Genomic DNA, 19,546 nt, shown 5'->3' with positions numbered 1-19,546 from the left:
CCGGCTCAAGGGCGGCGATTGCTCCTGCCTCAAGCTGGTTGCACTACGGATATTTTACAATTTCGTTTGCATCACGCCCGAACTGGCACTACGAATAATTTTCCCGCCTACACGCAACATCTTCGACAATCGAGAACCAACTTCCAACTGCGTCCTGGTCACGGCACTAGTCTGATGTCCAGAAGGAATTTTACGGCCTCAGGTCGAACATCGGTGGAATGAGAATGGTACCGGAGAGACAGAATACTGAGCACGCCCTGAAGTTGATGAAGGCTCGCCACCAGGTGTGGTATCAGGCGAAACAGCTTCTGATTTCTCAGATCATCCTCACCGTCGCGCTTCCTATCCTGGCGGCCTTCGCCAACATCGCCTACCCAATCCTCAAGCCTTACACTTCGGCAGTCGCGATTGCTGTTTCTGTAGCGGATGTCGGGATACTCGACCGTTGGTACCGTAGTCTTCTGAAACGTGCGGCAAGAATTGCCGAAGACTTTGACACTTATGTCCTAGATCTTCCTTGGAACAAATTCCTTGTGGGGCCGAAATTGGATTCGAAGTTGATCGACAAAGAAGCTTCAGCATTTGACAAAAGATCCGACGATCGGAAGCTCCGAGATTGGTATCCGCAAATCTTCTCAACCGTACCAACTCACATTGGTCGACTGATGTGTCAGCGAACCAACTTGTGGTACGATGCCAAGCTGCGCAAGATGTATGCTTACGTGATGCTGCTAGTTGTGGTTTTTCTAGTGGCAACGCTGGTACTAATTGCTCACCGTGCGGAAATGGACATGGGCGATTTCGTGCTGACTTTTCTTGCGCCAATATCTCCACTTCTCCTTTGGACAATGCGTGAATTTGTCAGACAGCGCGACACCGCCGCTGGCCAAGATCAAGCAAGAGAGGAGAGCGAGGATTTGTGGAAACACGCAGCAAAAGGTGAGCACAACTGCGCACACGCGGAGAGACTCGCCCGTGAGCTTCAGGACTCAATCTACTCGCGCCGGAGCGCTACACCCTTGGTTTTCCCTGGCTTATATCGCTTGATGCGGGCACGACTCGAGACTCAGATGGAAACTGGCTCAGCAAGCTTAATAGCCGAATACAGAGCCATTGAGGACGCTGTCCGTGTCTAGAGATTGAACTTCCCTTGATTGCCCCGATTTTTCTTGCCAGTTGTCTGCTTGCCTTGGCCGGACGACAAAAGCCCGTCACTTAGGATTTTCTCGCGAATACTAGGCCAAAGCATTTCCACCAAGGCACCTAAATCTCCTTTTGTCTCAATCCTGGCGGGTTGAGACGGCGGTCGGGCCACGGCTGTTTGTGGTGGCTCCTGAAGGGGAAGAATCAAATTGACCCCGGGAAACAACGCCACATTGATATGCCGCTGCTGTTTAATCTTCAAATGAACGAGCGGATCACTGAGCTGTTTGTCTACAACAAACATAGCTTCGTCTACGGCGAAATCACAAAGTGGGGGCTCATCGAGATGGAACGGACGGGAAAGCTCGCGTGAAACCAACCTGCCGAGGCCATCGAAGGCCGAAGTCCAAGTCGCTCTATGACCAATACTGCCAATAACATATGCCCACGCGAGAACCGCCGGGAACTGGTCGGCGACGCCCTCAGCAAGCCCCATGCTAGGCGCTCCCCCTGCAGCTATGGTGGCAACATACCCCGCGGTGAAACTCAACATCTCAGCGCGGTCACTCCCGGAAAGAGATCTCCGAAGCTCTTCCACAAGGTGGTCGAAAGATTGAACACGGGCCTCTGGATGCAGGGCTTCCAAACCCCTTATCAACTCATGCTCAGGCCACTGAAGCAACGATTCTGCTAACAGGGCCGCTTCATTCTGACTTTCACTAGATCGTGCATCCTGCAATGCCAGAATGGCACGGGTAAGTCCACGCCCAGGGTACCCATAGCCTTGCGGCGCTTGCATAAGGGTGGCCCATATCGGCATGAGCTCCTTGGTAACAGCTCGGTCCAAGTTAGACGCTCTCACCAAACTATTAGCGACATCACACTTTTCAACAATCTCATCGATTCTAACACGCGGCCAGAGCGCGTGAGTTCTCGCGACAGCGTAGGTAAAGGTAGCAAAGCACGCTGGTATCTTTATCTTTGAGACTGAGCGACGCGACCTTAAAGCAGCCTCCGCCACGACCAACCCCGCCCAAGACGCATCTAAGCCGTCCAGAGAAGCGTGACGCGTTACGTCGTCAACAAGATCAAATGTATTTTCAGGCAGGATGTGGCACCAACTCGAAAGCGGGGCTAGCTCTTCTCTCAGGGTTGCAAATCTGCCGAACAGTCTCCTCTGCCGATCCTGGGGAACGATCAATGCTATGGGCTGGAAACGGTCCACCTCGCCGTCGGGCATTCGCGCAAGAACCCCGACCGTGTCATCGCTACCCCTCTGACCACTCGCCAGTGACCAGCGGATTGGATTTCCAGCGACTCGGCCGGCCAACACCTCAGCAAGTTCTTGGTCGCTCGCCCAAATCAAGAACACATCATTGATGCTCATGACCAAATGTCCTTTCCAGGCTTAGCATATGCTCGTGAAAGAGTGGGTGGCAGTGAGCTGGAGTGATAAATGTCCAAACTTGTCTTTGCCCTTGTTACGACGGTGTAATAAAGCTCATTTGTTCGATATTGAGTGTTGTCGTCCACGAATAGCCAATGCACTGCCCTGAATTCCAGCCCCTTACAACCTTGCTCAGTCATAATTAGAATGGGCCGACCCGGATCCAATGCGGTAGAATGATTGTCGCTCGCGTCTCCCGTTCGTGCTCTCACAATTTGCGATCTGCCGTTTAAATCTTGATGACCCTCTAGTGCACGAAAAATCAAGTCGCGGTCGACTCGCTTTGGCACAACTATCCCGAGGCGATCGCCTTGTTGCAACAAGCCGCTATAGACCCTTGCTTGGGCGATCAGATTGCGAACTGCTATATCGATGATAGCAGCGCGATCCTGAAGGGCATGTATGTCAATCCGCGCCGGCTTCGGACCCTTGTAATGTGACGAGCTGGCCAGGTCGCCTCCTACGACGTTCTTCAGGATGCGATCCGCCATCGAACAGATTTCAGGCGCGAGCCGATAGTGGAATGAGAGCTTTTTTTCTACGGGCGGCGGTGCTAGCGCACGAACAGATTCAAGACCATTTTTGCTTCCATAAATCCGCTGCCGATCGTCGCCCACAAAAAACAAACGGTCTGAGAGGCTTCTGATAAGCTCCACTTCTTCTGGAAGCAAATCCTGTGCCTCATCAACGAACAGGGCATCGTAACGGGGCATGGGGGCGGACTTTAGTATCTCGATGGCACCCTTAGCCAATTGTGCTTTGCGGACAGCAAGGTTGTTTGCGGATTCAGGAGGTAGCTCTACTTTGTTCTTGTAATAAATCTCACGAATCCAGCTTTCGTATGTAGTAATTAGGCCAGGCGGGAAGATCTCGTCGCCGTTGGCATTAAAGCAACCCGTTCGCAGAAACTCGGTGAGCGGTCGTGTAAACGTCAAGACCAAAATGTTTGGAAGACTCTGAGATCGGATGAATTGCGCCCGCCTTAGCAACACGTTCGTTTTTCCGGAGCCAGGTGGCCCAAGAACAAGGTAAGACCCTTCAATCTGAAGATCCTCTATCAAGCTCAACTGATGGTCATCAAGCTGATCCTTACTCGCCCACCACAGTGACATTAATTACCTTCCGCTGGATTGTTCATTAATTGCTTCGCGAGATCGTTGATTGCAGCAATGGCATTCGAAAAAAGGGTTCCCGACGAAGCGTCGTCAATGGCCACCGGGGGCAACTCTAGTGTCACCGTCTTTTCCCCAGATTCGGTACCTGCATTCAAACGAGCACGCATTGCGATCTGGGGGTCTTGCAGTGATTGTTCCAGGTAAAGCTCATAACTGAGTTTGACGCGCTCAAATATGCCTGCTTGGTTACCTGGTAGTGCCCAGTCGAATGAAACGCACCAGTGCAGATCGTCGCCTAATGGAAAAGCAGCGTGGGTCGCCGTTATTCCCTTCTCTACTTGATACTCTCGAACCGCTTCCTTCAACTCCTGCGCATGGTGCGACAGCACTGTGCGAAGGGTTAGCGGCCCTGCTGCTAAGCCCTCCTTGGCTTTCTCTCTTGGGAGTAAGCCAATCGCCTCCAATCCCAACCGACTCCGGCTATCTGCTTCCTGCAAAAAGTCTTCGATACGCAAAGCAGAGCGGCGCTGCCAGTTTTTATCAACTGCTCGCTGGCCGAGTAGGATGAGACCCGTGTCCACATCCGAAGCAGAGATCGTCGGCGTTTTGGTAGCAACTATCCAGGCAAATCTGTACCGATTATCCGATGCTCGCTGGTATTCGTCGTGAAATATTTGTACTCGCATGACAAGGTCATGGATCAAACAGCCAAGCTGGTATACATCAACTGCGTGCCACAGTTCTTCACTCGGCTCCAGAAGACGAAAGAGATACTCTGGAGGAGTATAGCGAGAGGTTGCCACGACGGGAAGACTGTTTCCGTGGTCTGTGCCCAAGCCAAGCGGATCATAAACCTTCCGCACTACCGACACATCCAGCAGAGTTGCTTGATTAAAATCATCTGTTACGAATATATTTTCGGATTTTATATCCCTGTGACAAAGTCCTCGATGCCGAAGAAACAAACATGCGCGAGCAACTTGATCTACAATATTCGCGATTTTCTCGCGGGGAATAACGTCCAAGACTTTCGTAAGCTCGCCCCCGGGCGCTCTGTTCATGAGTAGGAACAGCCGATCTTCGAACTCCCCACCGTCGAATACTTTGACTAGGTAAGGGCAGTCGTGCACTCCGATTTCGGTAATTTGAATGGTGATTCTGCGAATACTTTCTTCGCGAAGCGCTCCAGTGGAATACCCTTGATCGAGTAATTTGAGAGCTCGTGGTCCAATGGGAGTCTCAAGCTCGAAAACGGGAGCGGTACCTCCCCGCCCTGCTGTGTCAACGACTCGCCAGCCTGTTCCCTGAGCCGCGCACCACCTATCGGCAATGGCGCGGTTAGTATTTTCAGAATCGCTGATTGACACACCCTCTCCCCTGATGCCCCTATGAACTTATAGGTTGCTATAGAAAACACGCAAGTTGAAATTGCAACAAGATGCATTCAGTGGTGCCCACTTAGACGATGATGGTGGTTGGCACTTTCAGGGATCGCGTTTTGGCCGTCGGGAGCTGGTCAGGAAACCTTTGGAAAACCCGCGGGAAGACTGGAGGAGCACTGCCGTATGTATCACAACGATAGAACCGCTGAATTGAGTGGGTCGGGGGTAAGGGCCTAGCAGACGTCGAGATCGTTCAGGATCATGTCGCGAAGTGTGCTGTGGTCGCGGTCATCGGACTAGCGTAGATCGCAAGCTAATGTTTGAGGCCGCAGGGGTGGTACACAGGACTTGACCTGAGTTCGAAATTATTCAATAAAATCAATACATGCTAAGCAACCCCACCGAGTTCAAATCTCTCTAGCAGCACCAGTTTTCCTGAGCATTTCACTTACATACGGACTGCGGGTGTCCCTCGTCAGCGCGCCCCCGGCAGTGGTCCATTTGGATGCGAACACCACCTTGCCGCAACGCCCACTGATTGTCCGTCGAGGCGCCGTTTGCCGCACACCGCCGGCAAGACACCGTTAACCATATCTCACGTTACCCGGGGAACAGCCTGATCGCCGCCATAGGATTAACTCCATCTCGCGCTCTGACAGCCGGAGACCGGCAATCAGGCGTCTTGGAGAACATGGGTATGATCAAATCGGGTCTTGGCGTTACGGTCGCTGTTCTGGTCGTCTCGATCGCCGTCAGCGGCGTGCTTCATTTCGCGCTGTCCCAATATCGGATGAGCCCGGAGCGGGCCTTCTCCGGCGAAATCACTTCGTCGATACACAGATGACATGGCTTCGCGCCGGCAAGCCGCCTCGGCCTGCCACCTATCCTATGCTCGGTCAGGAATCTCTATAAAATCCACTGCGCATCCATTAAGCTGTTCCTTATGTACGCGCAGAGATATGGTCTGAAGCAAGAGAGCGACGGTTCCTGGACGGTCATCGACAGCGAGACCGGACAGATTGCGGAGCTCAGCGGTGAACTGCTGACGCATCTCGACATTCATCTGGCCAATGAATATTTGCCGCTCTTGAAGCTCAGGGATACCGTCGCCGGCCTTGTCAGGCCACGCGGTGACGCGGATCCGGTCTGAAGTCCCCGAGCTGAGCCAATAGCTCATCACACGAGTACTTCTTCTTATCCATCAAATCAAGGATGCGCCGCGCGGCCCTGTTGGCCTCGGCTCCATCCTTTCCGACGTTGTGCAGGGCGCACCAGATATCGAGTGCTCCGCGCATGACGTCGACGTCATCGGGTGAATATGCCTGACGCACGAACCCCTCCCAAGGTGTACCTCAACAGCGGTCATCATGGGGTATTCTTCGACAAATTCAAGAAAATAGTGAGGTACCCCAATAAGTCATACGATTGGCGCCGCCGTCTCCTGTTTCTCCATCTCTCCAGGCTCCTCAAAGGCGGCCAATTATGTCTCCAGTAGTTTCGCAACCGCGCAAGCTCCAAGCAGTTTGCCGGCACGCTGCAGCGGATGCGGCGCGCGCCGTGGCAGCCCTCCTTCGCCTTAAAAGGAGGCTCAAGATTGCGTTTCTTTTTGATGGTTGCGATCAGACTTTGACGGTCTGCTCGATAAAATCCTCTGAGCCGAAGAATTTCAGGTAGCGCTGCACTTCGGCCGGATCGCCGATCACCTTGCGGGGATTGTCCGAGAGCTTCACGGCCGGGCGGCCGTTGGCTTCGCTGACCTTGCAGACGATCGATATCGGATTGAGGCCATTGATTTCCGTCGGGGCGCACCCGGCGAAATCATTCGTCAGGTTGGTTCCCCAGCCGAAGCTCATCCGCACCCGCCCCTCGAAATGCCGATAGGTCCTGATGATCGTGTCGACGTCCAGGCCATCGGAGAAGATCAGCAACTTCTCGCGCGGGTCCCGGCCCATCTTCTTCCACCAGGCGATGATCTTCTCCCCACCCTCGATCGGCGGCGCACTGTCCGGACGGAAGCCGGTCCAGTCCGCCACCCAAGCCGGCGCATTGCGCAGGAACGCGGCCGTGCCGAAAGCATCCGGCAGCACGATCAGCAAGTTGCCGCCATAGAGCTGGTTCCAATCCTGCAGGACATTGTAGGGTGCCGCGGCAAGCTCCTTGTCGTTGCGGGCGAGGGCGGCCGCCACCATCGGCAGCTCGTGCGCATTGGTTCCGAGCGCTTCCAGATCCGTGTCCATGGCGAGAAGCACATTGCTCGAGCCGGAGAAGGAGGCACCGATGCCTTCCTTCAGCGCCTCGACGCACCAGCGCTGCCACAGGAAGCTGTGCCTGCGGCGTGTGCCGAAATCGGAAATGCGCAAATTGGGATATTGCCGCAGCCGCTCGACCTTCGACCACATCTTCGCCTTGGCGCGCGCATAGAGCACGTCGAGCGTGAACGGGCCGAGCCCCTTCATGGCGGAGCGCGAGCGCAGCTCGTTGATGATCGCAAGCGCCGGGATTTCCCACATCGTGGTCTCGGCCCAGCGGCCGCGGAAGCTCAGTTCGAACTGACCGTCGCGGCGCGACAGTTCGTAGTCGGGCAGGCGGAATTTTGCGAGCCAGGAGAGAAACTCCGGCGAAAAGATCTGCTTGCGGCCATAGAAGGTGTTACCCGCAAGCCAGATCATCTCCTTCTTGCCGAACCGCAGCCCGCGCGCATGGTCGAGCTGATCGCGCAGCTCCTGTTCGTCGATCTCATCGGCAAGGCGCACGGTTTTCGTGCGGTTGATCAGCGAAAAGGTTGCATCCACGTCCGGATAAAGCTGCCAGATCATCTGCAGCATAAGAAGCTTATAGAAATCCGTGTCCAGAAGGCTGCGGACGATCGGATCGAGCTTCCATGTATGATTGTAAACCCGCCGCGCAATATCGGTCTTCGGCATCTGCGACAATGCTCCTTCTCACATTACGATGAACCGCCCCGGGATCATCGCAATCGATTTCTTAAGTCAGAGCGGGATAAGCCTTCCTGGTCCCGCTCCGGCGCGGTTAGATCAATTGCACGCCGGCATCGCGCATGCGCCTCGTCATGGCCGCAAGCGAGCCGTTCAGATCGATGCCACGGCAGGCGTCGAGCACCACCGACGTCGAAAAGCCTTGAGCGACAGCATCGAGCGCTGAAAAGGCGACGCAGAAATCGGTCGCCAGACCGCAGAGCGACACCTTGGAGATACTGCGCTCGCGAAGATAGCCGGCAAGGCCGGTCGGGGTTCGGTGGTCGTTCTCAAAAAAGGCGGAGTAGCTGTCTATTTCCGCCCGGAAGCCCTTGCGCACGACCAACTCCGCCGTCGTCCACCGCAAACCCGGATGGAAGTCGGCACCCGGGCTTCCCTGAATGCAATGATCCGGCCAGAGCGTCTGCTCGCCGTAAGGCATCGTCACCATCTGAAACGGCGCCTTGCCGGGATGGCTGGAGGCGAAGCTGGAATGGCCGGCAGGATGCCAGTCCTGCGTCAGGATGACGTGGCGCGACTGCTCTATCAGGCGATTGACGGTCGGTACGATCTCGTCGCCGCCCTCGACTGCGAGCGCGCCGCCAGGGCAGAAGTCGTTCTGCATGTCGATGACGATCAAGGCGTCTTCAGCCATAGGCCCTCCTCGCGATCCTGCCGAGCGGCGCTGGCCATCAACAAGATCGATCAAGCGCAAGATCAATCACAGAACGCGCGAGGCGGCAAGCGGGTTCACCGGATCGCTACGCGAATGCAGCGTGATTAGATCGGACTTTAAAGCGGATCAATTCCAAGATGTTAGACTAGAAGACGGCCGGAAGCGCGGCTTCAAAACATGCCTGATCCGGCCGACGCCAGGCCGGAAGGCGGCCGGCAGAAGTCGCCGGCACCGCCTTTGCGCCCGTGATCAGTTGTTAAAATCATTGATGTTGTCTGCGATGCTGACGCCGGAATTCGCAATGCCAATCGGCCTCGCCACGAAATCGAGGAACTTGGTGATGTCGACAGAGGGATGGCGCGAAGCGTAGATCACGTCGCGGTTCTTGACCGGGAAGGTCTGACCGACGATCAGGCTGTCGGGATTCGTCATATTGAAGCGATAGACGATCGGGTAGCGGCCAACGCTGTCAGGCTTCATGCCCTTGCTCAGCATGGTGTTGAAACGCTCTCGTCCGAGCAGGCTCATGACGATATCCGGCTCCTCGTAGCGGAAGACGAAGTAGCCCTTCGCGTCGACCGTCCGGTCCGCACCGCCGCCCGCGAGCGCCACAGCCTCGAGCAGGTTCAGGTCGTTGGCGCCGAACTCGACGCGCTGGTTTGCCCTGACCTGGCCAAGGATCGTGAAGGTGCGCGGGTCACGCGTCACGAAGACCTGGTCGCCAGGCTTCACGTGAATGTTTTCCGACGGATTTTCGATGATCGACTTCAGGAGGACCGTTCCGGTCTTTTTGCCACGCACTAGCGTGACATAGGTCTCGTAGGGCTGCGCCGAAGGACCACCGGCCTTGGCGACGACCTCATTGATCGTCTCGCTGACGAGGTTCAGCGGCACGACGGATGGCCGGCCGACTGCACCGGAAACCGTAACGATACGCGACGCAGTCGACGTGCTTGTGACGATCACGTCCGGTTCGACCGCCTTTTGTTTAAGAGCTTCGAGGATTGCCTGGCGCGCCTGCTCCAGCGTCAGGCCGGCGAAACGCACCGAGCCGACATAGGGAATTGCTGCCTTGCCATCGGGCTGGACGACCAGGTCGATGCTCGTCTGTTTCGATTCCGTTGTGGAAAAGAGCCCGTCGCTGCCCGCCTCGAAGATCGTCACCTTCAATTGGTCGCCAATGCCGATCACGACCTGGCCGACGCCGCCGCCGATCCCGAACCGACGGCTGAGCGTCGTCGCAACATAGTCTGAAACGAGGCGCGCCGATTGGCCGTTGACATCGACGATATCGAAGACGGTGGCATTATTTCTGCCGATCTCTGCGCCGGATTGACCGGCGTCCGCGACGATATCGGTAGTCAGAGGGCCCTCTCCCGGTACAGCCTGACATCCCGCAAGCGCGGTACAAAGAAGAAGGGCAGTCACTCGTTTCACTACGACACTCCGTATTCGGCACAGCGATGATTCCATTCAGATATCCGCGCTGCGCTTTTTCCGGCAGGGAATCCGCCGGTCTCTGAAAAGCACAATCACCGTCCCACAACAAGCCACCCCACCGCCCAGGCAGCCAAAATATTCGGCATTGCGCCTTTCCGGTCATACGTCCTGGATATCGGTTACGAACTGTCGCCGTAATTGTCTTGGACGGATCCCGCGAGACGTATATCTAAGCCTTTGGGGTTGAAAGCTAGGCACTTTGGGTTAAAAGCTCACTAATACAACAGAGGGAACAAAAACGGGGAAAACCACCAAGCAAGAGTGTCGCGGATTGCAATTTACGTTTGATCCAGCGATTGGCTAAATCAATTTTAACGGCAGTTTAGAGCGTTCGATCATACATGACTGTTGAAATCATAGGGCGTGCATGCCTTGCCCCTGGAGCGAAATCGCCGGAGGCGCTGTTCAAAGTTCTGCGTCAGGGCAAATGCACCGTATCCAGTGTTCCCTCGGACCGCTGGGATTTGGCGCGATTCTGGCACCCGGTGATGGGAACGCAAGGCAAGACCTATTCGTTTGCCGCCGGCACTCTCGATCAGATCTACGACTTCGATCCTGCCGTCTTCGGCATGTCGCAGCGCGAGGCCATGTATATGGATCCGCAGCAGCGCGTACTGCTGCGGCTCGCCTGGCGCGCTCTTGAGGATGCGAATATCTCTGTTTCTTCGCTGCACGGCGAGAATGTCGGCGTCTATGTCGGCGCATCCAGCCTCGATCACGCCAACATCACGGTCGACGACCCGGCCTCTGCCGGTCCCTATTTCATGACCGGCAACACGCTCTCTATCGTCTCCAACCGCATTTCCCATGTATTCGGCTTGAGCGGCCCGAGCATGACCGTTGATACCGCCTGCTCCTCTTCGCTCGTCGCCCTCGATCAGGCGATGCGGGCGCTCAACGCGGGCGAAATCGACACGGCGATCGTTGGTGGGGTCAATATTCTCGCCCATCCGCTTCCCTTCGTAGGCTTTGCCCAGGCGCGCATGCTGTCGCCCGAGGGGCTCTGCCGCGCCTATGACAATGATGGCGCCGGTTATGTGCGGGCCGAAGGCGGCGTTGTTTTCGTGCTGCGGCGTTCGGATCGGGCGCGCCGCGAGCGGGACCGCAGCTATGCAAAGATTGTCGCCTCGGGGGTCAATTCGGCCGGCCGCACCAACGGCATCTCGCTGCCCTCGCGTGAGGCGCAGGCGAACCTCCTTAGAGCCATTTATGAAGGCAACGGCATCGACGCCAACCAAGTGGCTTTCGTCGAAGGCCACGGCACGGGCACCAAGGTCGGCGATCCGGCGGAGGTTTGGTCGATCGGCACGGTCATCGGTGCCAAACGCCGAGCCCCTGTGCCGATTGGCTCTATCAAGTCGAATATCGGGCACACCGAGCCGGCATCCGGCCTGTTCGGGATGATGAAGGCGGTCCTCGCCCTTGAACACAACTATCTTCCGGCGTCGCTGCATTTCGAAACGCCCAACGAGCACATCGATTTCGAGGGCCTCAATGTTCGTGTCACGGCCAATCCGATCGAGCTTCTGAAGGGCAAGCGCGCAAGGCTTGCCGGCATCAATTCCTTCGGCTTCGGCGGCGCGAATGCGCACGTGGTCCTCAGCGATCCGGATCCAATACAGGAAGAAAAGACCCCGGTCCCGTCGGCAGGGCATGTGTTTCTCGCAAGTGCCCACACTGTCTCGAGCCTTGAGAATTTGCTCAAGGATTACAAGGCCGCCTTTGCGAACGCCACCAGGGAAGAAGCGCGCGCGATCATTGCCGCCGCGGGCGCAAATCGCACGCATATGCGCCATCGCTTCGCGGCTCGCAGCGATCATCCCGAAGATATCGTGCGGGCGATTGCCAGCCATCTTGAGAAGCCGGGTTCTGATATCGGCGAGATCGGTGAAGCGGCTGTCAAGGACGCAAAGGTCGCCTTCGTCTTCTCCGGCAACGGCTCGCAATGGGCGGGCATGGGCGTGGAAGCCTTCCGAGAGAACCTGCATTTCCGCCAATCGTTCACATCCGTCAGCGCGCTCTTCAAGTTCCATTCCGACATCGTCCTTACGGACTTGCTGACGGACCCGTATCTCGACAGCAAGCTTGCGGATACGAAAATCGCCCAGCCGCTGCTTTTCGCCATCCAGGCTGCACTTTCCGACTCGCTCGTGGCCATGGGCGTCAAGCCCGCGGCCGTCTTCGGGCATTCGGTCGGCGAAATTGCCGCCGCCTATGCGGCCGGCGCCATGTCGCTCGTCGATGCGGTGTCGATCGTTGCAAAGCGGTCCCTGCATCAGGACCTCCTGGCGGGCCAGGGCACCATGGCCGCCGTCATGCTCGGTGAGGAAGCGGCCCGCGCTTTCGCCGAGGCACGCGGCCTCAACGAGCTCTGCGTCGCAGCCATCAACGCTCACAACTCGGTGACGATTTCCGGCCCGGCGCATGAGATTTCCGCCTTCCGCGACGCTGCCCGCAAAGCGAAGATCCCCGTCCAGATTCTGGATATCAACTACCCGTTCCACCATCCGATCATCGATCAGGCGAAGCAGGCCTTCCTTTCCGATATCCCGGATATCGCGCCGCGCCGGACGGAACTCACCTATCTGTCGACGGTAACCGGGGCCGCGCTCGACGGGACGGAGCTCGATCCGGACTACTGGTGGAAAAACGTTCGCGAGCCGGTTCGCTTCCAGGCGGCGGCAGAGGCTGCCCTCGATCTCGGCTGCCGGCTGTTCATCGAAATCTCTCCGCGGCCGATCCTGGCGTCCTATGTCAAGGAGACGATCAAGCAAGCGGCGGTTTCGGCGACAGTCGTGCCGACATTGCTTCGAGATGTCGGAGAGAAGGGCCAGGACCCGATTTCTGCTTCGATGGCTCGCGCTGTCGCCCATGGCGCGGTTGTCGACCGAGTTCGGGTCTATGGCAAGCGCGACGCGTTCGTCGAATTGCCAAGCCTGCCCTTCGAGCCGGTCGAACTGCGTCCCACGACGACGACCGACGCAACCGACCTCTTCGGGCGCATAGCAAGACCGTACCGTCTGACCGGCTGGCGGGGCGATCCGAATAGCGGCAGTTGGAAGAACCACGTCGACGCGCATCTTTTCCCGGACCTTGCCGAGCATGTCGTCGACGGCAAAGCGATACTCCCGGGTAGCGGTTTCATCGAAATGGCAGTCTCCGCTGCACAGCAATATTACGGCAGCGACGAGGTCGAGATCACCAATCTGGAGATCGTTCGGCCGCTCGAACTCAGCGACAGCCGCATCCTGGAACTCTCGACGATCCTGTCACCGGAGACCGGTGACATCGAGATCCGTTCGCGTGAACGCCTGTCGGAGGATGACTGGACGGTGCATGCCGTCGCGCGCAGCCGCAAGCCGATACCGGGTCAAAACGATGCCTGTCCGTCTTTTGCCGGGATGGCGAAAACAGCAACGGTGACGCCGTCGAAGGCCTATGAAACGGCAAAGCAGTTCGGCCTCGATTACGGCCCGCATTTCCAGTTGCTCTCCAAGGCCGTCGCTTACGGAAACAGGCTCGTCGACGTCGAGCTGAAGGCGCCGGACGCGGCAGGCCATCCCCTTGTCACCTATGCGCTTCATCCGATTTCGGTCGATGCAAGTTTCCATGGGCTGGTCGCACTCTTCGATCGCTTCAGCGGCGACAAGGGCGGTGCGCCCTACATTCCGGTTCGCTTCGGCTCTGTCCGTGTCGTCAAAGCCGGCAGCGCTATTGCCCGCGCCACGATTGAGATCGAACGCGTCAGCGCCAATTCGATCAAGGCAAGATTCCATTTCTTCGACAAATCTGGCGAGGCAATCGCCCATTTCGATGATTGTCGTTTCCGCCGCACCTATTTGCGCAAGCACAAGGCGCTAGACGGGCTCTCCTTCCATTACGAGACGGTGCTTTCGGATGTGATCCTTCCCGGCGCCAAACTTGGCCCGGCAGCCCCGATGAAGCTGACGGAGCAGGCCAGGCCGGAGAGCGGCGTCGACAATGCGACATTGCTCTTCAACGCCGCCATCTATCGCGCGTGCCAGGAAATCGCTCTGAAACTTGCGAGAGGGCGGGCCACGATCCAGGGCAATTCATTGCCCGGCGACTTCGCTTTCCAGTGCTTCCTGACGAACTGCCTCTATGTGCTCGAGGATGCCGGGCTCAGCGAACACCAGAACGGAATCTGGAAGATCGCACCGGAGTTCACCCTTCCGACCGTGCAGGAGATCCTCGGCGAGCTTTATGGAGAACGTCCCGACCGAGCCGTCGAAGCCGTGCTCATCAATAACGCCTATGCGGAAGCACTGAGCCGCCTCGACGCACTCGCGGTGAATCCACACGGCGAAGCAGTCGCATCCGGCAGCGCCGGCTTCATCAGCGAGGCGACGCTCGACCATCAGGCCGTTCATTCGGTCGCGAGCCGGTCGCGCATGGAGCAGCTTCTCGGCACCGTCGAACGGGCCTTGGCGGAGCAAAGCACTGGCGGCACCCGTCTGCGCATCGTCGAACTCGGAAGCGTCTCCGCAGGTTTCACGCGAAGTCTCGCGGACCTTGCGGCGCGTTACAGAGCGAGCCTGACGATCGTCGAGCCGCGCGACAACGCACAGCGCAATCTCGAGATCGCCTTCGAGAACGACGCACATGTACGCGTGCTCAAGAAGAGTGACGTCGCAGCTCTCGCCGCCTTTGATCTCGCCGTCAGCGCTTCGGACAATCTCTATCACCTGATCGAAGAGGAGGTCGCCGTTCGTGCGGCATTGCGCTCAGCGCTGCGGGAAAATGGTGCATTGGTCGCGGCCGTCAGCGCACCGTCCATCTTCAGCGACTTTGCATTGGGCCTCTCCGATGGCTGGTTTGCTCGCAGCCAAACGGCGGAGTTCCCGATCGGCAGTCTCGCAGCGGTGCCCCATTGGCAGAAGTCCCTCGCCGATCTCGAACTGCGTGATGTGGCCGTCACGGACCGGGAGTGCCCGCACGGCAACATCATCCTGATCGAAGCACAAGGCGCTGCGGCGCCAGCAGCGAAAAGGTCGACGGAAGCAAAAGGCGCTGTTGCCACTCCCTACCTCCTCATCGAAACGGCCGGCGCCAGGCAAGCCTCGGCGCCTGTTGTCGCGCCTGCAATATCGGCTTCGGTCACAGGCGACATGGCCGCCGATGTGACAACGCTTCGTGCCGCTCTCAACAAGTTGGGCGACGGGCCAGTTCGCGCGGTTTTCGTTTCTCCGGCGACAAGCCATGTCCGCGACGAGGATTCGGAATTGCTGCAGACGCAGGTGCTGACACTGAGCGCCTTTGCCGAATCGCTGAGGCAGCATGTCGGAGACGCTGAACAAGCCGGTGACGACCGCCCTCGCCTGGTGGTCGTTGCCCCGGGCGGCGCACCGGTTTCCGCATCTGCGAATTGCGGCATAAATTCAGGGCTGTGGGCGTTCGTTCGCGTTCTGCAGAATGAGTACGAGTTTCTCGACGTCCATTCGCTCGATCTTGCCGGTGGCGATGCGGCAATGGCGAAGGATCTGATTGCCGCGGCGCTGCCCCTGCTGGCTGTATCGGGTACCAACCGGGAATGGCTGCTCGACCGGGAGACCGGTGTGCTCTCAGAAATACGGGCTGTACCCGGTCCCGCCGACAGAACGGAAGGCACAACGAGCGGCTTTGCGGCGGCGACAATTCGCCAGCGCGTCAGTTCGCAGGTCGGCAGCATCGCCTGGGAAGAAGCCGCCGTGCCGGAAGCCGGACGAGGCGAAATCGTTGTCGCCGTCGCTGCGACGGGCCTGAACTTCCGCGATGTGATGTGGGCCATGGGCCTTCTCCCCGAGGAGGCGCTCGAAGACGGCTTTGCCGGCGCGACGATCGGCATGGAGCTTTCCGGTTATGTGGTTGCGGTCGGCGAAGGCGTCGACGATCTCTTCGTCGGAGATGCGGTGATGGCAATCGCCTCCTCCGCCTTTTCCACGCATGCGGTCGTTTCGCGCGCGGGTGTTGCCAAGCTGCCGCGGAGTGTCAGCCCGGTGGCCGCTGCAACCGTACCGGTCGCTTTCCTCACCGCCTATTACGCAATGGTCGAGCTTGGCCGCATTCAGCCGGGAGAGACTATTCTCATCCACGGTGCTGCCGGCGGCGTCGGTCTTGCCGCACTGCAAGTCGCCAAACTGAAAGGCGCCAAGGTCATCGCCACGGCCGGGACACGCGAGAAGCGACGGTTCCTGGCGATGCTCGGCGCGGACCACGTCTTCGATTCGCGTTCGCTCGGCTTCGTCAACGATGTCCGTGCCGTCACCGGCGGCGAAGGGGTCGATCTCGTGCTCAACTCCCTCTTCGCCGAGGCGATGGAACAGAGCCTGGGGCTGGTCAAGCCCTTCGGCCGCTTCCTCGAACTTGGCAAGCGAGACTATTACGCCGACAGCAAGATCGGGCTCAGGCCGTTCCGGCGCAATGTCAGCTATTTCGGCATCGACGCGGATCAGCTTCTTGTCAACGCACCGGACCTGACCAAACGCATCTTCATGGAAATCGGAACGCTCTTCGAAGAAGGCAAGTTGACGCCGCTTCCTTATCGCGCGTTCGATTTCGACGAAATCGGCAATGCCTTCCGGCTGATGCAGAATGCCGGCCATATCGGCAAGATCGTGGTCCTGCCGCCGGTCGTCGGCAAACATGAGGTTGCCGCAAAGCCGCACAAGGGCATGAAGGTCGATCCGGACGGCGTGCATCTGGTAGTCGGCGGCATCGGTGGCTTCGGGCTCGCTGCAGCCAACCGGCTTGTCGAGAACGGTGCACGCAGAATTGCTCTCTGCTCCCGGCGCGGATTGGCGGATCTGGAAACGAGCGCAATGATCAAGCGCTGGGAAAAGGCCGGCGTGTCCGCATCGCTGCACGCTTGCGACGTCACGGATGCCGCCGCCGTTGAAGCGCTCCTTGCGTCGCTTCGTGCGGAAGCGCCACTGCGTTCCGTCGTGCATGCGGCGATGGCGCTCGACGACGCGTTGATCAGCAATCTCAACCGCGAGCGCAATCGGCCAGTGATCGATACGAAGGCGAAGGGGGCGGCGATTCTCGATCGCCTGACTCGTGACGACCAGATCGACAACTTCATCCTGTTCTCCTCAGCGACGACGCTCGTCGGTAACCCCGGCCAAGCAAACTATGTTGCCGCCAATGGTTTTCTCGAAGGCCTTGCCCGCGCGCGCCGCGCACAAGGACTGGCAGGATTGGCCGTTGGCTTCGGCGCGATCGCGGATGCGGGCTATTTGACGCAAAACGCAGACGTGAACGACCTTCTCGCCAAGCGCATCGGCAAGACCGCTCTGAAGGCTCAGGTGGCACTCGACATGGTGGAAAGCCATATCGCGTCTGACCCGGGCACTGTCGATGCGGCGGTCGTCATGATCTCGGAAATCGACTGGACAGCGGCTCGCAACCTGCCAGTGTCGCGCAATGCGCTATTTGAGGTGATCCTGCGCAGCGCCGACCAGCATTCCTCGGGCTCCGAGGGCGCGCAGATGGACCTCGTTGCAATGATCGAGGGCAAGTCGCCGCACGAAGCGGAGGACATCCTGTTCGATCTCGTCGCCGGCGAGATCGCCGCCATCCTGCGCGTGTCGAAGGATACGGTCACGCGCGGCAAGATCTTGAAGGAAATCGGCCTCGATAGCCTGATGGCGGTGGAACTCGGGATGAGCTTCCAGCAAAACACCGGTTTCGACATGCCTTTGAGTGGCGTCGCCGACAATACGACGGTCGGTGACGTTGCGCGCAAGCTCTACGAAAAGGTAAGCAAGCGAGACCACGGCGACGATGGCGAGGCGGCGGACGACAAGCTTGTGACCGAGCTCACGCAACGCCATGTCGGGGCGGTCAAGGAAAAAGCACTGAGCCAATGAGCAACGACGAAAACGGCCAGGCCTTCTCGAAGATGAACAGCAGCCTCAAGGAAAACCTGCTGGACAGGATGAGAAATACGCATCAATCGTCCGAGCGCAACCGCATGGCGCGCTCGGAGCGAGATTTGCCGCCCGTAGCCCGTCGGCAGCAGGCGCGTTTCGAGGACCTGCCGGAATATAAGCAGGTTCTTACCCAAAAAATCGTCAGCGAACAGCTCGGCATCGCCAACCCGTTCTACCGGGCCCACCAGGCCGCAGCCGGCGCAACGACCGTGATTGACGGGCGGACGCTGATCAACTTCGCCTCGTACGACTATCTTGGCCTCAATCGGCACACTCATGTCCTCGATCGGGCACGCGACACGATTGCCACCTTTGGGATTTCGGCCTCCGCGAGCCGGCTCGTCGCAGGCGAACGGCCTGTGCATGTCGAACTCGAGGAGAAGATCGCACGCTTCTACGGGGTCGACGCAGCAGTCTGCTTCGTCAGTGGCTATCTCACGAACGTCGCCGCCATCAGTTGCCTCATGGGGCCAAAGGATCTCGTCATTCACGATGAGTTCATTCACAACAGCGCGCTCGCAGGCATCAAGCTGTCCGGTGCAACGCGCCGCCTGTTCAAGCACAACGACACTGCCGATCTTGAACATGTGCTGCGCACCGTCGCCGGCGATTACCGCCACATCATGGTGATCGTCGAAGGCATCTATTCGATGGACGGCGATATTGCCAACCTGCCGGCACTTCTGAAGCTCAAGGCCGAATACGGGTTCTGGTTGATGGTCGACGAGGCCCATTCGCTCGGCGTTCTGGGACGGCGCGGCAAGGGCTTGGCCGAACACTTCGGCATCGATCCCCATGAGATCGATATCTGGATGGGAACGCTCTCGAAAACCACTTCGAGCTGCGGCGGCTATATCGCCGGCAGCGCGGCGCTGGCGGCTGTTCTCAAGGCGTCCGCCGGCGGCTTCGTCTACAGCGTCGGCCTGGCGCCCGTGCTCGGCGCGTCTGCCGTCGCCAGCCTCGATATTCTCGAACGTGAACCGGAGAGGACTGCGGCTCTGAGGCGCAACGGCAGCCTGTTCCTAAAGCTCGCCCAGGAAGCCGGTCTCGACACCGGTTTGAGCGGCGGCTTCTCGGTCGTGCCGGTGATCGTCGGGGATTCGTTGCGCGCCGTTCAGCTTTCCAATGACCTGCATGCAGCCGGCGTCAACGTGTTGCCGATCATCCATCCGGCGGTGCCGGAAGGCTCGGCGCGATTGCGATTCTTCATCACCAGCGACCATACCGAGGAGCAGATCCATCGTACGGTCACGCTGACTGCCGAACGCCTGAAGGACCTCACCGAACGAAATTTCGGGCTTGGTGGCGTCGATATCGAACAGATGCTGAAAGCCCTCTCGGCGCGTTAGGGCTTTTGACCCACGCGTTTTCGGGGTG

General features: G+C 58.4%; 12 protein-coding genes. 5 read left to right on the top strand and 7 right to left on the bottom strand.

The window, feature by feature from the left end:
* Positions 1–224 precede the first annotated feature (224 nt).
* Entirely contained in the window at positions 225–1,136 is a 912-nt protein-coding gene (locus PYH37_RS13965) for an S-4TM family putative pore-forming effector (protein WP_280735529.1), read from the top strand.
* Here PYH37_RS13965 and PYH37_RS13960 read toward each other — a convergent pair.
* From PYH37_RS13960 to PYH37_RS13950, 3 genes are read right to left on the bottom strand one after another with little or no spacing between them, the layout of a single operon-like run.
* Positions 1,133–2,530: a hypothetical protein gene (locus PYH37_RS13960; protein WP_280735528.1), complete on the bottom strand. Its 1,398-nt coding sequence runs from the start codon at positions 2,528–2,530 to the stop codon at positions 1,133–1,135. The two genes, PYH37_RS13965 and PYH37_RS13960, sit on opposite strands and share 4 nt — an antisense overlap.
* Complete coding sequence (locus PYH37_RS13955) at positions 2,527–3,702, bottom strand: UvrD-helicase domain-containing protein (protein ID WP_280735527.1); 1,176 nt, start codon at positions 3,700–3,702, stop codon at positions 2,527–2,529. The genes PYH37_RS13960 and PYH37_RS13955 overlap by 4 nt, the downstream gene beginning before the upstream one ends.
* Positions 3,702–5,072, bottom strand: a complete 1,371-nt coding sequence (locus PYH37_RS13950; RefSeq protein ID WP_280735526.1) for a protein kinase domain-containing protein — start codon at positions 5,070–5,072, stop codon at positions 3,702–3,704. Before PYH37_RS13950 ends, PYH37_RS13955 begins: the two co-directional genes overlap by 1 nt.
* 706 nt (positions 5,073–5,778) lie before the next feature.
* Between PYH37_RS13950 and PYH37_RS13945 the strand changes: the two genes are divergently transcribed.
* Together PYH37_RS13945 and PYH37_RS13940 are read left to right on the top strand one after the other, a co-directional pair.
* On the top strand, positions 5,779–5,931 hold the full coding sequence (locus PYH37_RS13945; protein ID WP_280735525.1) for a hypothetical protein: 153 nt from the start codon (positions 5,779–5,781) through the stop codon (positions 5,929–5,931).
* 99 nt (positions 5,932–6,030) lie between these two features.
* Positions 6,031–6,237 carry a hypothetical protein gene (locus PYH37_RS13940; RefSeq protein WP_280735524.1) on the top strand — a complete coding sequence of 69 codons (207 nt, stop codon included), beginning with the start codon at positions 6,031–6,033 and terminating at the stop codon, positions 6,235–6,237.
* Here PYH37_RS13940 and PYH37_RS13935 read toward each other — a convergent pair.
* The 4 genes from PYH37_RS13935 to PYH37_RS13920 all read right to left on the bottom strand — a co-directional run bounded on the left by PYH37_RS13935 (position 6,206) and on the right by PYH37_RS13920 (position 10,175).
* Positions 6,206–6,418: a hypothetical protein gene (locus PYH37_RS13935; RefSeq protein WP_280735523.1), complete on the bottom strand. Its 213-nt coding sequence runs from the start codon at positions 6,416–6,418 to the stop codon at positions 6,206–6,208. The genes PYH37_RS13940 and PYH37_RS13935 overlap by 32 nt on opposite strands.
* Positions 6,419–6,706: 288 nt before the next feature.
* Entirely contained in the window at positions 6,707–8,011 is a 1,305-nt protein-coding gene (gene pncB / locus PYH37_RS13930; protein ID WP_280735522.1) for a nicotinate phosphoribosyltransferase, read from the bottom strand.
* Positions 8,012–8,117: 106 nt separating this feature from the next.
* Positions 8,118–8,717, bottom strand: a complete 600-nt coding sequence (pncA, locus tag PYH37_RS13925; protein ID WP_280735521.1) for a bifunctional nicotinamidase/pyrazinamidase — start codon at positions 8,715–8,717, stop codon at positions 8,118–8,120.
* 270 nt (positions 8,718–8,987) lie between these two features.
* Positions 8,988–10,175 carry a polysaccharide biosynthesis/export family protein gene (locus PYH37_RS13920; RefSeq protein ID WP_280735520.1) on the bottom strand — a complete coding sequence of 396 codons (1,188 nt, stop codon included), beginning with the start codon at positions 10,173–10,175 and terminating at the stop codon, positions 8,988–8,990.
* A 404-nt stretch (positions 10,176–10,579) separates the two neighbouring features.
* On the opposite strand from PYH37_RS13920, the gene PYH37_RS13915 reads away from it, so the two are divergent.
* Together PYH37_RS13915 and PYH37_RS13910 are read left to right on the top strand one after the other, a co-directional pair.
* Positions 10,580–18,106, top strand: coding sequence for a type I polyketide synthase (locus PYH37_RS13915; protein ID WP_280735519.1), 7,527 nt, complete (start codon positions 10,580–10,582; stop codon positions 18,104–18,106).
* The gene (locus tag PYH37_RS13910; protein ID WP_280735518.1) at positions 18,103–19,518 is read left to right on the top strand and encodes an aminotransferase class I/II-fold pyridoxal phosphate-dependent enzyme; all 1,416 of its coding nucleotides are present in this window, start codon (positions 18,103–18,105) and stop codon (positions 19,516–19,518) included. The genes PYH37_RS13915 and PYH37_RS13910 overlap by 4 nt, the downstream gene beginning before the upstream one ends.
* Positions 19,519–19,546 lie beyond the last annotated feature (28 nt).

The organism is Sinorhizobium numidicum (assembly GCF_029892045.1).
GTDB classification, from domain to species: domain Bacteria; phylum Pseudomonadota; class Alphaproteobacteria; order Rhizobiales; family Rhizobiaceae; genus Sinorhizobium; species Sinorhizobium numidicum.
The sequence above is the reverse complement of the archived record's forward strand: the minus strand, read 5'-3'. Positions and strand labels throughout refer to the sequence as shown.

Excerpts from the sequence above, each read along its gene's own strand:
- PYH37_RS13965 (WP_280735529.1), top strand. The coding sequence starts at position 225 with ATGGTACCGGAGAGACAGAATACTGAGCACGCCCTGAAGTTGATGAAG.
- PYH37_RS13960 (WP_280735528.1), bottom strand. The coding sequence starts at position 2,530 with ATGAGCATCAATGATGTGTTCTTGATTTGGGCGAGCGACCAAGAACTT.
- PYH37_RS13955 (WP_280735527.1), bottom strand. The coding sequence starts at position 3,702 with ATGTCACTGTGGTGGGCGAGTAAGGATCAGCTTGATGACCATCAGTTG.
- PYH37_RS13945 (WP_280735525.1), top strand. The coding sequence starts at position 5,779 with ATGGGTATGATCAAATCGGGTCTTGGCGTTACGGTCGCTGTTCTGGTC.
- PYH37_RS13940 (WP_280735524.1), top strand. The coding sequence starts at position 6,031 with ATGTACGCGCAGAGATATGGTCTGAAGCAAGAGAGCGACGGTTCCTGG.
- pncB (WP_280735522.1), bottom strand. The coding sequence starts at position 8,011 with ATGCCGAAGACCGATATTGCGCGGCGGGTTTACAATCATACATGGAAG.
- pncA (WP_280735521.1), bottom strand. The coding sequence starts at position 8,717 with ATGGCTGAAGACGCCTTGATCGTCATCGACATGCAGAACGACTTCTGC.
- PYH37_RS13915 (WP_280735519.1), top strand. The coding sequence starts at position 10,580 with ATGACTGTTGAAATCATAGGGCGTGCATGCCTTGCCCCTGGAGCGAAA.
- PYH37_RS13910 (WP_280735518.1), top strand. The coding sequence starts at position 18,103 with ATGAGCAACGACGAAAACGGCCAGGCCTTCTCGAAGATGAACAGCAGC.